Here is a 15702-nt window from a genome sequence, read left to right as displayed (position 1 = left end):
GCCAGTCTTCTTTTCCCTGTAGCACCCGATTTACCGGTCTATCTCCCAAGACCAACAGTGTGCCGGAGTTTGCGCGCACGCGAAACCCTTCTCTTGCAATGCAAAATACGACTGGCCAAAAAACGCAAGTTAAGCAATAGTCGTATAGATACGTATCTATTTTTGAACAATAGTTGCGCAAATTGGGGTTTTGCCCCGATAGAGCCTTTTGCACATGCGAAAGAAAATCGCGCCAAAGACAGCCCTGGGAGGGGAGAGTGACAGCAACAGCGCAAGCCAATGACAACCAAACGCGGGGAGACGCTCCGTTGAAAGATCTCTACGAAATCGGTGAAATCCCGCCGCTCGGTCACGTTCCTAAAAACATGTATGCATGGGCGATCCGCCGGGAACGTCACGGCGCTCCGGAAGACGCGATGAAGCTTGAGGTCGTGCCGACCTGGGAACTGGACAGCCATGAGGTTCTGGTTCTCGTGATGGCCGCCGGTGTCAACTACAACGGCATTTGGGCCGGCCTTGGCGAGCCGATCAGCCCATTCGACGGCCACGGCGCGCCGTTCCACATCGCCGGTTCAGATGCATCCGGGATCGTTTGGGCCGTTGGTGACAAGGTCAAGCGCTGGAAAGTCGGCGATGAGGTCGTCATCCACTGTAATCAGGACGACGGCGACGACGAAGATTGCAACGGTGGCGACCCGATGTACTCCAATTCCCAGCGCATTTGGGGCTACGAGACCCCGGATGGGTCCTTCTCCCAGTTCACACGGGTTCAGGCGCAGCAGCTGATGCCGCGTCCGAAGCACCAGACTTGGGAAGAAAGCGCCTGTTACACGCTGACCCTTGCAACGGCTTACCGGATGCTCTTCGGTCACCACCCGCACGAGCTGAAGCCGGGCCAGAACGTTCTGGTTTGGGGCGCATCCGGCGGTCTTGGATCCTATGCGATCCAGCTGATCACGGCAGCGGGCGCCAACGCCATCGGTGTTATTTCAGACGAAGACAAGCGTGACTTCGTCATGGATCTGGGCGCAAAGGGTGTCCTGAACCGCAAGGACTTCAATTGTTGGGGCCAGCTGCCGAAGGTCGGTTCCCCGGAATATGCCGACTGGTTCAAGGAAGTGCGCAAGTTCGGCAAGGCGATTTGGGACATCACCGGAAAAGGCAACAACGTCGATATCGTGTTTGAGCACCCGGGCGAAGCGACGTTCCCTGTCTCGACGTTCGTCTGTAAAAAAGGCGGCATGGTTGTGATCTGCGCCGGCACATCGGGCTTTAACTGCACCTTTGACGTCCGCTACATGTGGATGCACCAAAAGCGCCTGCAAGGCTCGCACTTTGCGCATCTGAAGCAGGCGTCGGCCGCCAACAAGCTCATGATTGAACGCCGGATCGATCCGTACATGTCTGAAGTGTTCCCGTGGGATCAGATCCCGCAAGCGCACACCAAGATGTGGAAGAACGAACACGCACCAGGCAACATGTCCGTTCTTGTTTGTGCGCCGACGACGGGTCTGCGGACCTTGGAAGACGTGATTGAAGCGGGAAAACGCTAGATCAACCATTCTCCCCGAAGGCTTAGAGCCTAATGCAGCCTGCCAGCCCGATGTTCGGGCTGGCTTTTTTGTTGGCCGGCACCGTTAGACTTTCGCCATCTGTGGGCAGCCCTCTCAGCATTCCTGACATGGCTTGTGGACCCAGTCCCAATTCTGCTGCTATTCGCCGACACAGTTCCTGCATCGAATCACGATGCACTCCAGACACAGGCGCTTATTGAACATGCGTGCGACAGCCCGGCGATCCCTCTCCAGACTTTTGTTGATGCCCATCGGGCTTGCGGCCTTGGGGCTGTCCGCCTGCATGGGCGATCGCCTGCAGACGCCGCCGTTTTATCAGGATCTGGCAAAAACGGATGGTCAGGTTGATCCGGCAACGGCCGCCCAGATGATCTCGCAATACCGGATCAACAACGGTTTGCCGGCCGTCACGCCCGACCCACGACTGACCTCCATTGCGCAGACCCAAGCCAACGCCATGGCATCCGCCGGAACGGTTCAGGCATCACTCGCGTCCAATCTGCAATTGGAAACCCGCATGGCCGCAATCGGGGAGCCAAAAACCGCGGCATCTGAAAATGTGAGTGCAGGATACCGCACTTTTGCCGAAGCCTTTTCCGGATGGCGGGAATCTCCGAAACACAACGAGGTGCTTCTCGCAAACTCCGCCACCCGCCTTGGCATCGCGACAGCCTACTCCGCCAATGCGAAGCACAAGGTCTTCTGGTCGCTTGTCCTGGCAGCTCCGGCGCCAACTCAATAAACCCAATCAGGAACGCCTTGGACCCCGCGGTGGCTGCATAGGTTGGTGCGGCCGGGGCGGTCTGACCTGGGCCTGCGGCGTGCGATCCGGAAGTATTGGTGCGACAGCACGCGGCGGTCTCGGCTGATAATAAGGACCACGCGGGCCGCGGGGCGGCGGGGCATAAACGCGCGGGCGCACCGGCCGATTATAGATGGTCACGTTTCGGTTTATGATCGGCACGCCGATATAAACGCCCGCACTTGGAATAGGCTGGCGGTAGTAGCTGCCACGCGTTCCGTAGACCAGATAGTTTCCGGAAACCCATCCGGACATGTTCCCGTAGCTCGCATCACACCAGCCATATCCAGCAGTACATCCCGAAATCTGGACTGCCGCGCCTTGCGGCAGGGTTGTTATGACAGGATAGCTGGTGCCGGGCCCAGCCCGCATATTCAGCCCACTTGTGGTGTAGGCGACTGATGCATTCGCTTGGGACATGGCAGGCTGTGCAAGAAAGCCTGCGGCCATCATCACCAATGCGGCTTGCTTCAACATGATCTTCTCTCCAAAAACGGCCCATGACACGGCGGTGATGTGGAGATTCAAGATGGCCCAATTGCAACAGAACCATTCATCTACGGTTCATGTCGCAAATCCAGCGCAGTTTTCTGAAGAGCCGACAAGTACTTAATGAAGTTATTAAATATAATACAGGCAGTAATGAAACGATATCTTCGATATACCATTAGAACTGCTCAAAAGAACGGCTTGGCGCGGGATGATGACAGCCGCTGCCAAACGAAAGCGCCCGCCAAAGTACGGGCGCCCCTTCCTTTGCCGGATCGATCGTCGGTTCAGTACCGGCGGTAGCCGGGCAGGGGCTGAACCCTTACCGGACCACGCCCATAGACCGGATAGTTCCGTTGATAGCGCGGCACACCCACATAGATCCCGGATCGCGGAATCGGCTGGCCGTAATACCGGCCCTGAACGCCATAGCTGAGATATTTCCCCGAGACCCAGCCTTTGACTGTCGTGAAGGCCGCATCGCACCACTGAAAGTCGGCGGTACAGCCGAACACGGTGACCCCGGCGCCTTGCGGCAAGGTTGTCAGCACCGGATAGTTGGTTCCGGGCCCAGCGCGCATGTTCAAATTGGCCGTGGTGTAGGCGATTGCCGGGCCGCCGGACTGGGCGAGAGCCGGTGTTATTGTCAGGACCGCAGCGGCCAGAGCCATCGCAAGGCGGTTCAACATTCTCAGAACTCCTGTTTATCTGCCCAGACATCAACCATGTGAGCCGATAACGTGGCGAAAGTATAGCCCCCTCAAGCGTTTCCGCCCTCAGACGGTATCATGTTCGCCCTTGATTTCGGTCAGAAGACCAGACTTCATAGAGCCTTATCTTCAGGGGGGCTCAAAACGTGATCGATTGTATTTTAAAGGCCTGCGCACGCCGGGCATTTCAGGGCGCATGTATAGCGGCGGTTTTGGCGGCGGGCACGCTGCCGTCCAGTGCCTTCGATTCGCATGCGGGCTACTATTATCCAGCTCCTCAGACAAGTGAGCCCTACATTTCAAACGTCGAAACAGCCCTTGATGCAAACAAGCGTTCAAGAGCAGCCTTTGTCATCGGGCTTGCCGCTCAACAGTCGAAGCAAGCTTATGCCCCCGGCTACCACCTGTTCGCCAAGGGTGCGGAGCTGGAAAAACTGATCATCGTCGCCACAGGCGACGGTCAGTACGACACGCTCTACCGGATGCGCGCCCTTTTGGCGTCGCTGACCTCCATGGCAAGGGGCACCGAGCTATTCGCCCGCACCGACCAGCCGCAGGAATTGAACTTCCTCGATTTCTGCAAACTGATCGGCTTCAAGCAAGTCACCGTCAGCAACGGCAAGGATATCACCCACCAGATCAAGGTGAACTGATCTAGCCAACAGGGATGACGCTAGCGCTTCAGTTCACCGTTGAGCCAGTCCCGGAATTGCGACTTCGTGCCGAAGAAAGCATTGCGGTCGACATCACCCTTGATGCCCGGGATCCGGCCTTCTGCAGTGTATTGCCAGAAGACCCAGTCGTCCCGCTGTTCGTAGATGTTGTTCGGATAGGTCGCCACTGACCGCAGCCAGAAGTGTTCGTCCGGGAAAGCCCCCACAAGGCGATCCCGGTGAAAATCCACGGACGAATAGATCACCGGCCGCTTACCGTAGTGACGCTCCATCTCGTCCAGAAAGCGCTTCATGTCCGGAAGGATCCGCTCCCTTGGCGGACGCGTGGTGCATGTTTTGGAATGCGCGTTCCACTCCATATCCAGCACCAGAGGCAAGGCCTGCGGATCGACCGGAACAATTTCCTTGACCCAGGAGATCTGCTCCTCGACCGGCCGGCAGAAATAGTAGAAGTGATAAGCTCCGCGCCGTACGCCGGCTTTCCGGGCGCCAATCCAGTTGTCGACAAACCGAGGATCGACATGATCCCCGCCTTCGGTGGCCTTGATCCAGGCAAAGGCGACGCCGGACTGCCGGACTCGATCCCAGTCGATATCGCCCTGCCATCTTGAGATATCAATCCCGTGAACCGCGAAGTCCTCTGGCGTCGGATCCGGAAAATCATAGGCAGAACACGCGCTCAAAAACGCGAAACCGACCAAAGAACAAAACGTTTTGATCATTGCGAGCACAGCAACCTCGGCAGGGTTAAGAAAAGGTTTTTCCGACCGCTAAAATGCAATGGAGTTCCTAACGGAACGTGGACGAAACTCGAAAATCCAAGCAAAATTACGTAGCAATGATCACGATCACCTGACTGCGGCCGAAATGCGACAGATCAAAGACGAGGAGAGGTAATACGCGCAACGCTTAGCGCATGGAAACAGCGGTCACCTTCATCGCGCTTGGCGCGCTTCTTCTCATTGGCATGCTGGCCGATGAAGTCGGCCACCGAACGCGTTTTCCAAGGGTTACGTTATTGATCCTCTGCGGGCTGGTCGTTGGACCAGCCACTCTCGATCTTTTGCCGCATGTGCTAACGCAGCTGTACGAGCCGTTGTCGATACTTGCGCTGTCCATGGTGGCGTTCCTGCTCGGCGGCAAATTGTCGAAACTTCATTTTGAGAACAGCGGCGGTACCGTCGCGACGGTCTCAATCACGGCTGTTGCGGCAACGGCTGTGCTGGTCGGAGGTGGGCTGGTGTTGTTTGGCTATCCCCCAGCCTTGGCATTGATCCTCGCCGCCCTTGCCACTGCGACTGATCCGGCTGCAACCAACGACGTCGTCCGCCAGTACAATGCAAAAGGCCCATTTTCAGATACGCTGGCAGGCATCGTTGCCCTGGATGACGTATGGGGGATCGTTGTCTTTGCCCTTTGTTTGATGGCGGCGCAGGCATTGGTCGGCACTGGCAACCTGGATGCACTTTATCACGCGGCGTGGGATATCGGCGGCGCGATTGCTCTGGGAATTACGATCGGAATACCGGCGGGCTACTTGTCGGGGCGGCTGCGCTCCGGAGACCCGACACTTTCAGAAGCGCTCGGAATTGTTTTTCTAACGGCAGGGTCCGCACTGTGGCTCGATGTGTCATTCTTGCTGGCAGGCGTTGCCTGCGGCGCGACTGTGATCAATTCCGGACGTCACCATTCAAAGCCATTTCATGAAATCGAGCACATCGAATGGCCCTTCATGATATTCTTCTTCGTCCTTGCAGGTGCGTCGCTGGAACCCGCAAATCTGTGGCAGCTTGGCGGACTGGGTCTCGTCTATGTTGCCCTTCGAACACTGGGACGGCTGGCAGGCGGATGGCTCGGCGGTAAATTGCATCCGGATACGGCTTTCCCCAAGAGCTACCTGTTTGGCCTTGCGCTTCTGCCCCAGGCCGGGATCGCGGTCGGCATGGCATTGGTCGCCGCGGAAGCCTTGCCCCATCTACGCTTGGAGATCCTGACGATTGCCATTGGCTCCACCATCGTATTTGAGCTGATCGGTCCAATGCTGACGGCCCACGCTCTGCGAAAGGCGAACGAGATCGGGCACTGATCACCAAACAAGCCGGCCTCGCCTTTCGGATTGCACCAAATCCAAAAACACTTAAGAAGGAGGTCCCGCCACTCCGTATCAGACAAGGCTCTCATGACAAACCGGCTCAAACTCGTCACCTGGAACATCAATTCCGTGCGTCTGCGCATGCCGATTGTCGAGCAATTGATCGAGGAAACCGCGCCGGACATGATTTGCCTGCAGGAAACCAAATGCCCGGACGCAAATTTTCCGGAAAAGGCCTTCCGCGCGGCCGGCTATGAGCACATGGCGATCAATGGCCAGAAGGGCTATCACGGAGTTGCAACGCTCTCCAAGCTGCCATTGAGTAATGTTGAAAAGCGGAATTTCTGCAATGTCGGCGACAGCCGGCATGTGGCTGTCGACGTGCCGTTCAACGGGTCTGCCTTAAGGGTTCACAACTTCTATGTGCCGGCGGGCGGTGATGAACCCGACCGGGAAAAAAACGACAAATTCGGCCACAAGCTGGATTTCCTCGGCGAGATGCAAGAGTGGCTGCAAGGCGCCGAAACCGCCAAACCCGCCGTTCTGGTCGGTGACTTGAACGTCGCACCTTATGAACACGATGTCTGGTCTCACAAGAAACTGTTGAAGGTCGTCTCACACACACCAATCGAAACCGAGCTTTTCGAAACCGTCCGGGAAACCGGCGGCTGGCTGGACGCCATGCGCCAGTTCACACCGATGGAGGAAAAGCTCTACACATGGTGGAGCTACCGGGCAAAAGACTGGTCGGCAGCCGACAAGGGCCGCCGTCTGGACCATGTCTGGGTGTCCGAACCGGCATCAAGCCACATCAAAAGCACGGAAGTGCTGCGCGATGCCCGCGGCTGGGAAAAACCATCCGATCACGCGCCTGTTGTTGCGGTGTTTGAGGCTTAATCCCGATAAGAAATCTCTGTCCGGTTTTCCGGACGGGCGGCCCATTCAAAATAGGCCTTGTGCAGCGCTGCCGTGATCGGGCCCGGCGCATCATTTGAAAAGATCCGGTCATCCACCCGGGTGACCGGTGCGACGCCGCCACCGGACGTGGTGATGAAAACCTCGTCGCTCTCGAACAACTCGCTGAGCGGCAAGGCCCGGATCTCGATCTCAAGCCCCTGTTCTGCCGCGATATCCAGCACCGTCTGACGGCTGATGCCTTCCAAAACACCGCTTTCGGCCGTCACCAGCGTTCGACCTTTCACGGCAAACACATTGAAACCCGGTCCTTCGGTCACGTTGCCATTATCATCCAGCAAAATGACAGTCTCCGCGCCGTTGTCCTTGGCCTCAAACAGCCCCTTGGTGAAATCCCCCCAGTGGTAGTTTTTGACCTTCGGATTGACGCTGCCGGGCGAAATACGGTGCACTGTCTTGGCAACATGAACATGGGCCCCTCTTTCCGCAATCTCCGGCCGGATGACGTGAATGTAGGGCACACACCAGGCAAAGAAGTGGTTCTCGCAGTCCCTCGGGTCTCGCGAACCCGGCACCTGGTTCACGCCCCGGGAGGTGACCATTGCCACATAGGCCTTTCGCAGTCCCGTCGCCGCCACGAGTGATTGAAGGGCGTCTTCTATCTCCTCATCGCTTAGCTTCGGGTCCAGCCGCAGTTCGTCCATCGAGCGGCGGAAACGGGCCAGATAATGGGGCAAGCGAAAGAATGCACCGTCCAGTACCGGAACCACATCATAAGTGATGTCTGAATGGATCAGCCCCCAATCGGTGACCGGCAATGCAGCCTCGGAGACCGGCATGAGCCTGCCACCCATCCACGCGGCACCGTTGGAGAGATCTGCGACAGTAACGCGAACATCGACAGTGGAAGACATGGAGGGCAGCTTTCGGAGTAATGGACGGTAATTCCGCCAGACTACGGCACGAGAATAACCTTGCCAAACACCTTGCGTGCCGCGATTTCATCCAACGCCGTTCCAATCTTCTCAAATGGATAAACGGCGTGAATATGCGGCTTGAGCTTGCCCTCACTCACCCAGGCCAGCAGCTGGCGCATATTGGCTTTGTGGCCGTCCGGATCTTTCTTGATCGCCGCGCCCCAGAACACGCCCCGGATGTCGCAGCCTTTCAAAAGGGTGAGGTTAAGCGGGATTTTCGGAATATCCCCCGAAGCAAAACCGATTACCAGGAAGCGGCCCTCCCAAGCAGTCGCCCGAAGCGCTTGTTCGGCGAGATCTCCACCAACCGGATCATAGACGACATCAACACCAGCGCCGCCAGTGAGCCCCTTCAAGGTGTCCTTGAGCGACGCCTTCGAGTAATCGACCAACTCATCAGCGCCGAGTGATTTTGCAAAAGCGAGTTTTTCTTCTGACGAGGCACAGGCGATCACCTTGGCGCCCATGATCGATGCGATCTCGACGGCGGCCTGACCAACGCCGCCGGATGCCCCGAGAACCGCGACAGTTTCCCCTGCCTTGAGGTCGGCCCGGTCGCGGAATGCGTGAAGGGTCGTGCCATAGGTGACTGTGAGACCGGCAGCGGTCTCGAACGAAATGTCGTCAGGCATTTTGACAAGCGAATCCGGCGTGATGACCACTTTTTCCCGCGCTGCTCCAAAAACCATGTAGCCCATCACCCGGTCACCGACGGCAAATTCCGTGACACCATCGCCGACCTGTTCGACAATCCCGGCGAATTCCGCGCTCGGAGAAAATGGCGGCTCAGCCTTGAACTGATATTTGCCCTGAATGATCAGGGTGTCGAAGAAGTTGAGCGCACAGGCCTTTACGGCGACAACAACTTCGCCAGCTGCGGCGACCGGATCTGCGAGTTCCTCGATAACGAGATTTGATGGCGGGCCGTAGGACGGGCAAATACAAGCTTTCACGGGGCACTCTCTCAATCTGGAACTCTGAAACGTTGTCTATGCTTATCAAGCCGCGAGGAGCAGGGAAACTGGCTCAAAAGTCGTAACGGCTGGCAAGGTCGGCGATTGATCCTGCCGGCAAAGGTTCAAACTGCGACGGCTTTCGGGTATGAGACCGGAAATCCATCATAATGAACGAAGAACGGAAGAAAAATGCGCGGATATTTCGCGGTCGGAGCCGAAGGCCTGTCAAAACGGATGAACCTTGGAACGCTGATGCGGTCCGCCCATGCCTTTGGTGCGAGCTTCTTCTTCACCGTGGACGCCGAACAAAAGATCCGCAGGGCGCCAAAATCGGATACCTCCAAAAGCCCGGGGCATTTGCCGACGTTTGACTGGGACAGCGTGGACACCATGGATCTTCCGCGCGGCTGCCAGCTAGTCGGGATCGAACTGACGGACGAGTCCATCGACCTGCCAAGCTTTGGCCATCCCTTGCAGGCCGCCTATGTGCTCGGCCCGGAACGCGGGTCATTGTCGCCGCAAATGCTTGAACGCTGCGATCACGTGGTGAAAATTCCAACGAAGTTCTGCATCAATGTCGCCATGGCAGGCGCTATCGTGATGTATGACCGGCACAGGGCAATGGGCCGTTATGCAGACAGGGCCGTATCGTCTGGTGCACCAACCGTTGAACGCTCAAAGCATGTCAGCGGCGGCCCGATCAGCCGGACCGGGCGGATTGTTCCTGGGAACTGATCAGTTCACGTCGACAGCTTCGTCAGTCTCAATCAGCTGACGGAGCCGGCCAAAGGCGAGACGAATACGGGATTTGACCGTTCCAAGCGGCAGGCCTGTCTGGTCGGAAATCTCGCTGTGCGACAGCCCGATGAAAAACGCCAGGCGCACGACTTCTTTTTGCTCTTCAGGAAGCGAGGCCATGGCGGCTCTGACGCGCTCTTCGCGGAGCCGTGCATCCATCTCGTCGGCAACATCTGGCAGCGGCGTCGGCTGCAACGCGGGCTCTTCCGGATCCAGCTCTGCGGTTTTTTGCCGCCGCAACCGGTCAATCCGGCGGTTCCGGGCAATACGAAACAACCAGGTGCTTGCAGACGACTTGCGTGGGTCAAACAGGTCAGCCTTGCGCCACAGGGTCACCATGACGTCTTGTGCGACTTCTTCGGCCACGGCGTCATCGGCGCCCTGTTTCATCAGGTAGCCTTTCAGACGCGGTGCGAAATGATCGAACAGCTCGACAAAAGCCGCTTTATCCCGGCTTGTCGCGACCTTAACAATCAGATCGGAAAAATATTGCGTTTGTGCCAAAGGCCAATCAACTCCACTTCAGTCCCCTCTGTTTAGCAGGTTCGGCGCAATTCGGAAGAGGGAACAGCAACATCGCCACACTGTCGCCCTGTTTTCTCGCGAGAGGCAATACTGAACAATCGCGAGGGCGCGCCTTTGCATTTTAAAGAAAGGAATTGTCGGCTTTGGGGCTTCAACCCTTTCGTAACCCGCTTTAAGTTATCATTAAAGCAACGTTTATATGTGTGTCGGCAATTGAATTAAATTTGACCGGAACCCCAAACCAAACGGTGTGGAGATCATGAAAGCAAAAACGCTGGTACTGGCCCTGGCAGGTTTCGCCGCCTCAACTGCGGTAGCGTTCGCACAGACCCCGACGCTGTTGAAACAGCACAGGGATTGGGCGGCCTACGCGTTGACGAGTGGCAGCGGCAAAGTTTGTTACGCTTTGACCAAACCAACGACGATGCTTCCCGGCGACAGAAACCACGGCGATGTCTTCTTCTTCGTGACGTCCCGTCCGGCCGAGGGTGTCAGTTCTGAGCCGAGCCTGCTGGTCGGCTATCCGTTCAAGGACAAGTCGTCTGTCAGTGTGGATGTGGACGGACAAGGCTTTACCTTGTTCACCAACAATGACGGCGCCTGGGTCGAAAATGCAGCCACGGAGGCCCAGTTGGTTGCAGCGATGAAGGCTGGCCGTGAGATGTCCGTAAATGGTGAATCCAGCCGGGGGACACGGACAACCTACAAGTTTTCGCTCTCCGGCGTGACTGCCGCCATCGACACAGCCAGTCAGGCCTGCCGCTAACGGTAGGCATCGTCTCCCGGACGGCTTCACGCATAGCTCCGTTGCGCTCGGAAAACTTGATTTTCCGGGCGCTTTGTGGTTTTGAGACCGTCAGCATTTCCCTGACAATAACAGGTGAACCGGCATCAGCGCCGCCGCGGCAGGTGGCACGCTTTCGTGGCCGGACAAAAAACGGATCACAAAATGGCGGTTACGCTCGACATCGCGCGGGAAAATCCCAACGCGCAAACAGTTACAGGCATTGCAGCAACTCCGGGCGCAGATGAAGACAAGCCGACTCTGATCGGCCTGTCGCGCGAGGAACTTGGCGACGCTCTGGGAACGATCGGCGTGCCGCAAAAGCAATGGCGTATGCGGTCGTCGCAGCTGTGGCATTGGCTTTATGTGCGCGGCGTTTCCGACTTCGCGGAGATGACGAACATCGCCAAGGATCTGCGCGCCAAGCTGGATGAGGCGTTCACGATCGCCCGCCCGAAGATCGTGTCGGAACAGATCTCCGTCGATGGCACCCGCAAGTGGCTGTTCCAGTTTCCGCCGCGCGGCGCCGGAAACCCTGTCGAAGTCGAAACCGTTTACATCCCGGAAGAAGGCCGTGGCACGCTTTGTGTGTCGTCCCAGGTCGGCTGCACCCTCACCTGCACCTTCTGCCATACCGGCACGCAAAAGTTGGTCCGCAATCTGACATCTGAAGAGATCCTGTCCCAGATCCTGATTGCCCGCGACCGCCTTGGAGATTTTCCGGATGCACACACGCCGCAAGGCGCGATTGTGCCGTCCGAAGGCCGTCTGGTCACCAACATCGTCATGATGGGCATGGGCGAGCCGCTCTATAATTTCGAGAATGTCAAAAAGGCCCTGCTCATCGCTTCGGACGGCGACGGACTGTCACTCTCCAAACGGCGGATTACCCTGTCGACATCCGGCGTTGTCCCGGAAATTTTCCGCACAGGTGATGAGATCGGCTGCATGCTGGCAATTTCCCTCCACGCTGTTCGAGACGAGGATCGCGACATCCTGGTGCCGATCAACAAGAAGTGGAACATCAAGGAACTCCTGGATGCCTGCCGCAACTATCCAGGCCTGTCGAACGCCAAGCGCATCACCTTTGAATATGTGATGCTGAAAGACATCAACGACAGCAACGAAGACGCGCTGGAGCTGGTCCGGCTGCTCAAGGGCATTCCGGCGAAAATCAATCTGATCCCGTTCAACCCATGGCCGGGCTCCCAATATGCCTGTTCCGACTGGGAGCGGATCGAGGAATTCGCCGACATCGTCAACCGGGCCGGTTATGCCTCTCCGATCCGCACCCCGCGCGGCCGCGATATCTTTGCCGCCTGCGGGCAGCTGAAGTCAGCCTCTGAGCGCATGCGCAAGAAGGACCGGGATGCATTAGCGGCAAAAAAGGCTGCGGTTTATTGATTTGCAGCGTTGAACTGTTCGGTCAGCGCCAAGCGGATCAGATTTGAGAACAGGGCCACTCCAGGCTCGATCAAGTCATCCGGGAAATCATAGTCCGGGTTGTGGAGGTCCGGTTGGTTTTCGCCTGCACCAAGCCCGAACATGCCGCCCTCGTAACGCTGGGTGATCTCGCCAAAATCCTCTCCCCAGCGGAACGGCCGGTCGATCAAGACGAACTCTGCATTCGCGCCCGTAGCCGCCTGCTTGATCATATCGAACGCCAGCTGACTGTTGGAATTCGCCGCAAATTCTTCCCTGGTTTCGAACTCGAATGTGAGACCATAGGTCTCAGCAAGTTCCTCCGCAGCCGCTGACAATTCTTGCCACATACGCTCGACCACATCGCTCCCCGCAGCCCTCAAAGTATAGTGTGTCTCGCCACTCCCGGGGCAAACTCCCGAGGATTGCACACCCATTTCGGTGTAGATCGGCACAATCAGCGCATAGGTATCAGCTTTGTCGTAGCGTGCTTCAATCTCGCGGGCCTTGAGGGTCAGTTCCGCCATTGCAAAAGACGGACTTGCTCCTGTTTCTGGCTGCGCGCTATGCGCCTCCTTGCCAGCGTATTTTATGGCAACATACCTAACTGAGGAGGCAAACGTCCCTGTCTTGCAAACCACCGCCCCTTTCGCGAACCCTGGAAGATTGTGCAAGGCAAACGCAAAGTCTGGCCGGATGGATTCAAAAAATGGATGCACACAACAGGTCCGGGCGCCGGTTCCAGTCTCTTCGTCCGGCTGAAACAGCAGAACAACACGGCCACTGTCCGGCCGCTCCTCCAGGGTTTGGGCAACACCGGCCATGATCGTCATATGTCCATCATGTCCACACTTGTGCCCCACGCCGTCGTAAACAGATCTGTAGGGCAGATCCTGATTCACCTCATGTATTGGCAAGGCATCCAACTCGGTCCTGAGCATCACCGTTTTGCCGGAGTTTGCGCCGTTATAGACGGCGGCAAAACCAGCTCCGGCAAGCGGAACAAAAGCGTCAGGTGTTGCATGATCGGCCAGAAACTGGCGCATGTATTTGGCTGTCTCCACCTCCTGCCGGGAGACTTCCGGGTGCGCATGCAGCCAATGCCGCAAATCGATTAACTGTTTGGTTTTAATGTTCAATTTAAGACCCGAGTGAGGCTGGTTGAATATCTGGAACGAAGAGCTGTATCAGACAGGACATCAAGCCCAAGACGAGTAGCACGTGCAACTTGTTGAAACAAACCGGCAGCCAGACGGTTTTGACGGCGTAACTGCCCTGCTTTCCAAACTTCCATATTGTTGTCATGTACGGCCAACATGAAACCAACCCGTTTCTAACTCGACTGCTTGTTCAGCAAGGCCAGGATATTTGGATCCGACGCGTATCTAGCTTGCTGATGTCACCAATATTTAATTAGACGGTGTTTGACGCATAGATCTGAGGTTTCGAGCTGAGATGAGACCCCTGTAAACTTACACCTTGCCAGCAAACGCCCGTGCACCAACTACAATCAATATAGGGTTGCTGGGTGACAGAATATGGCCGGAAGGCGAGTTACACGCAGACATATTGTATTCGGGATTTGTTCAAGCTTCGGCTTTGGTCCGCTGACGACGTCTACAGCCGCCCAACGATATTTATTTGTTACCGCGGAAGTGCCGCCCTACTCCTTGCCATCTGATGAAGGCCGAACCGGGTTTGTTATCGACGTGGTTCGCGAACTTTTGTCGCGTCTGGACGCTCCTTTGGAAATCGTCTCGCTGCCCTGGCGCAGAGCCATGGAGACCCTGAAACAAGGCGAAAACGTCCTGATGGCCCCATTGGCCCGTACGCCGGACCGCGAGACGCGATACAAATGGGTCGTCCCGATCCTCACTGAAGAAGTCCGGCTTTACACCATTGATGACGGTCCCATCCTGACACTCGACGCTGCGCGCAAACTCCCGAGTATTACAGTACAGGGCGGGTCTGCTATGGAAGAACTCGGGATCCGGCTGGGGCTTCAAAATCTGGACGTCGCGCCAGACAATTTTTCCATGGTGAAAATGTTGGCGTATGGCAACTCGAACGCAATGATCAGTTTCAGAATGCTGGCACTCTGGTCGATGGAACGAGAGGGGCTCGATCCAGAGCGATTGGTTCCGGGCGAAGTTCTGGACCGGTTCGACGTTTCCATAGCTGCAACTCTCGAAACGCCTGAAGAAATACTCCAGCCGATTCGGGAGGCGTTTGACGTGATGCGGTCCGATGGCTCTCTTCAAATGATACTTGAGCGGTACAGTTTGGGATCATGACAGGAAGAGCTGCGTCGGACGCATAAGTGCTTTGCAAAACCGATCAGTTCCTAACTCATCTGTGAGTTGAACGTGACGCTTTCAATCCCCATTTCACGGGATGCCGGGGTTGGTCCCGGCTTTTCTGCCGAACAGAAACTCCCGGAGATCGTCATGACAAGTATTGATTACAGCGGCTCCCGCCGCCGCGAGCCAAGTGCGCCGCACCTCCTGCCTCCTCTTACCCCAGCCACAGCCATCACTCTGCTTCTCGCCGGTTTGGTTGCCACCGGTGTCTGGGAAGTTTGGGCGCGGGGTGTAACACCTCTTTTGATCGGAGGACCCTTGGAGCCTGCGGGCCTTATCAAATCCAGTTTCGGGATATCCTCCAGTTTTCTAGCCGAGACGATCCACATAGCAACCGGTCTCATCATCTATCCACTCGGATACCTTTTTGTCGCGCAACCCATTGCCCGGCTTCTGCCGGTCGAGTTTCCCTGGTCACTGACAGGCGCTGGTTTCGGCATCGGCCTTTGGATCTTTGCCATGTATGTGATGGCGCACCTGGTGGCCGGCTTTCCAGCGTTTCTGGGTTTTGGGGATCTGGCATTTGCCTCGTTCTTTGGGCACTTGCTGTACGGCCTTGCCGTTGCCGGGATCGTTGCTCTGCGCAGGGCATAACAGCGCTCTGATCCCATAACAGCAAAAAGG

The 15702-nt window shown here is 56.8% G+C and carries 17 protein-coding genes; 10 read left to right on the top strand and 7 right to left on the bottom strand.

All coding sequences use genetic code 11. From position 1 onward, the window contains the following. Positions 1-257: 257 nt before the first annotated feature. Together ccrA and AC0J4F_RS07185 are read left to right on the top strand one after the other, a co-directional pair. Positions 258-1553 carry a crotonyl-CoA carboxylase/reductase gene (ccrA, locus tag AC0J4F_RS07190; protein ID WP_133952301.1) on the top strand — a complete coding sequence of 432 codons (1296 nt, stop codon included), beginning with the start codon at positions 258-260 and terminating at the stop codon, positions 1551-1553. Between the two features lie 223 nt (positions 1554-1776). Further along, positions 1777-2316, top strand: coding sequence for a CAP domain-containing protein (locus AC0J4F_RS07185; RefSeq protein WP_473025834.1), 540 nt, complete (start codon positions 1777-1779; stop codon positions 2314-2316). Positions 2317-2322: 6 nt separating this feature from the next. On the opposite strand, the gene AC0J4F_RS07180 is transcribed toward AC0J4F_RS07185, so the two are convergent. Together AC0J4F_RS07180 and AC0J4F_RS07175 are read right to left on the bottom strand one after the other, a co-directional pair. Further along, positions 2323-2853 (bottom strand): SH3 domain-containing protein, encoded by a 531-nt coding sequence (locus AC0J4F_RS07180; protein WP_473025833.1) that lies wholly within the window; start codon positions 2851-2853, stop codon positions 2323-2325. A 299-nt stretch (positions 2854-3152) separates the two neighbouring features. Further along, positions 3153-3554, bottom strand: coding sequence for an SH3 domain-containing protein (locus tag AC0J4F_RS07175; protein ID WP_473025832.1), 402 nt, complete (start codon positions 3552-3554; stop codon positions 3153-3155). 233 nt (positions 3555-3787) lie between these two features. Here AC0J4F_RS07175 and AC0J4F_RS07170 point away from each other — a divergent pair, with 233 nt between their 5' ends. Continuing rightward, a complete protein-coding gene (locus tag AC0J4F_RS07170; RefSeq protein WP_286190148.1) occupies positions 3788-4228 on the top strand; it encodes a hypothetical protein in 441 nt (146 codons plus the stop codon). A 20-nt stretch (positions 4229-4248) separates the two neighbouring features. Here the strand turns inward: AC0J4F_RS07170 and AC0J4F_RS07165 are convergent, their stop codons facing one another. Beyond that, positions 4249-4971: a glycoside hydrolase family 25 protein gene (locus AC0J4F_RS07165; RefSeq protein ID WP_473025831.1), complete on the bottom strand. Its 723-nt coding sequence runs from the start codon at positions 4969-4971 to the stop codon at positions 4249-4251. 194 nt (positions 4972-5165) lie between these two features. Here AC0J4F_RS07165 and AC0J4F_RS07160 point away from each other — a divergent pair, with 194 nt between their 5' ends. Beyond that, complete coding sequence (locus AC0J4F_RS07160) at positions 5166-6335, top strand: cation:proton antiporter domain-containing protein (RefSeq protein WP_133952309.1); 1170 nt, start codon at positions 5166-5168, stop codon at positions 6333-6335. Positions 6336-6428: 93 nt separating this feature from the next. After that, complete coding sequence (gene xth, locus AC0J4F_RS07155) at positions 6429-7238, top strand: exodeoxyribonuclease III (protein WP_473025830.1); 810 nt, start codon at positions 6429-6431, stop codon at positions 7236-7238. On the opposite strand, the gene AC0J4F_RS07150 is transcribed toward xth, so the two are convergent. Next, positions 7235-8170, bottom strand: coding sequence for an aminotransferase class IV (locus tag AC0J4F_RS07150; RefSeq protein WP_473025829.1), 936 nt, complete (start codon positions 8168-8170; stop codon positions 7235-7237). The genes xth and AC0J4F_RS07150 overlap by 4 nt on opposite strands. Before the next feature lie 41 nt (positions 8171-8211). Then, complete coding sequence (locus AC0J4F_RS07145) at positions 8212-9186, bottom strand: NADPH:quinone oxidoreductase family protein (protein WP_473025828.1); 975 nt, start codon at positions 9184-9186, stop codon at positions 8212-8214. Positions 9187-9378: 192 nt separating this feature from the next. Between AC0J4F_RS07145 and AC0J4F_RS07140 the strand changes: the two genes are divergently transcribed. Continuing rightward, positions 9379-9924: an RNA methyltransferase gene (locus AC0J4F_RS07140; RefSeq protein ID WP_040452598.1), complete on the top strand. Its 546-nt coding sequence runs from the start codon at positions 9379-9381 to the stop codon at positions 9922-9924. Here the strand turns inward: AC0J4F_RS07140 and AC0J4F_RS07135 are convergent, their stop codons facing one another. Next, positions 9925-10491 (bottom strand): sigma-70 family RNA polymerase sigma factor, encoded by a 567-nt coding sequence (locus AC0J4F_RS07135; RefSeq protein WP_040451072.1) that lies wholly within the window; start codon positions 10489-10491, stop codon positions 9925-9927. It lies immediately after the preceding gene. Between the two features lie 280 nt (positions 10492-10771). Here AC0J4F_RS07135 and AC0J4F_RS07130 point away from each other — a divergent pair, with 280 nt between their 5' ends. Continuing rightward, positions 10772-11278: an invasion associated locus B family protein gene (locus AC0J4F_RS07130; protein WP_133952321.1), complete on the top strand. Its 507-nt coding sequence runs from the start codon at positions 10772-10774 to the stop codon at positions 11276-11278. A 183-nt stretch (positions 11279-11461) separates the two neighbouring features. Further along, complete coding sequence (gene rlmN / locus AC0J4F_RS07125) at positions 11462-12700, top strand: dual-specificity RNA methyltransferase RlmN (protein ID WP_133952323.1); 1239 nt, start codon at positions 11462-11464, stop codon at positions 12698-12700. Here rlmN and AC0J4F_RS07120 read toward each other — a convergent pair. Then, positions 12694-13857, bottom strand: coding sequence for an amidohydrolase (locus AC0J4F_RS07120; protein ID WP_473025826.1), 1164 nt, complete (start codon positions 13855-13857; stop codon positions 12694-12696). The two genes, rlmN and AC0J4F_RS07120, sit on opposite strands and share 7 nt — an antisense overlap. A gap of 531 nt (positions 13858-14388) precedes the next feature. Here AC0J4F_RS07120 and AC0J4F_RS07115 point away from each other — a divergent pair. Further along, positions 14389-15012 (top strand): substrate-binding periplasmic protein, encoded by a 624-nt coding sequence (locus AC0J4F_RS07115; protein ID WP_473025825.1) that lies wholly within the window; start codon positions 14389-14391, stop codon positions 15010-15012. Between the two features lie 153 nt (positions 15013-15165). Then, complete coding sequence (locus AC0J4F_RS07110; protein ID WP_473025824.1) at positions 15166-15672, top strand: hypothetical protein; 507 nt, start codon at positions 15166-15168, stop codon at positions 15670-15672. Positions 15673-15702: the final 30 nt, after the last annotated feature.

This window comes from Roseibium sp. R5 (assembly GCF_055755305.1).
The sequence above is the reverse complement of the archived record's forward strand: the minus strand, read 5'-3'. Positions and strand labels throughout refer to the sequence as shown.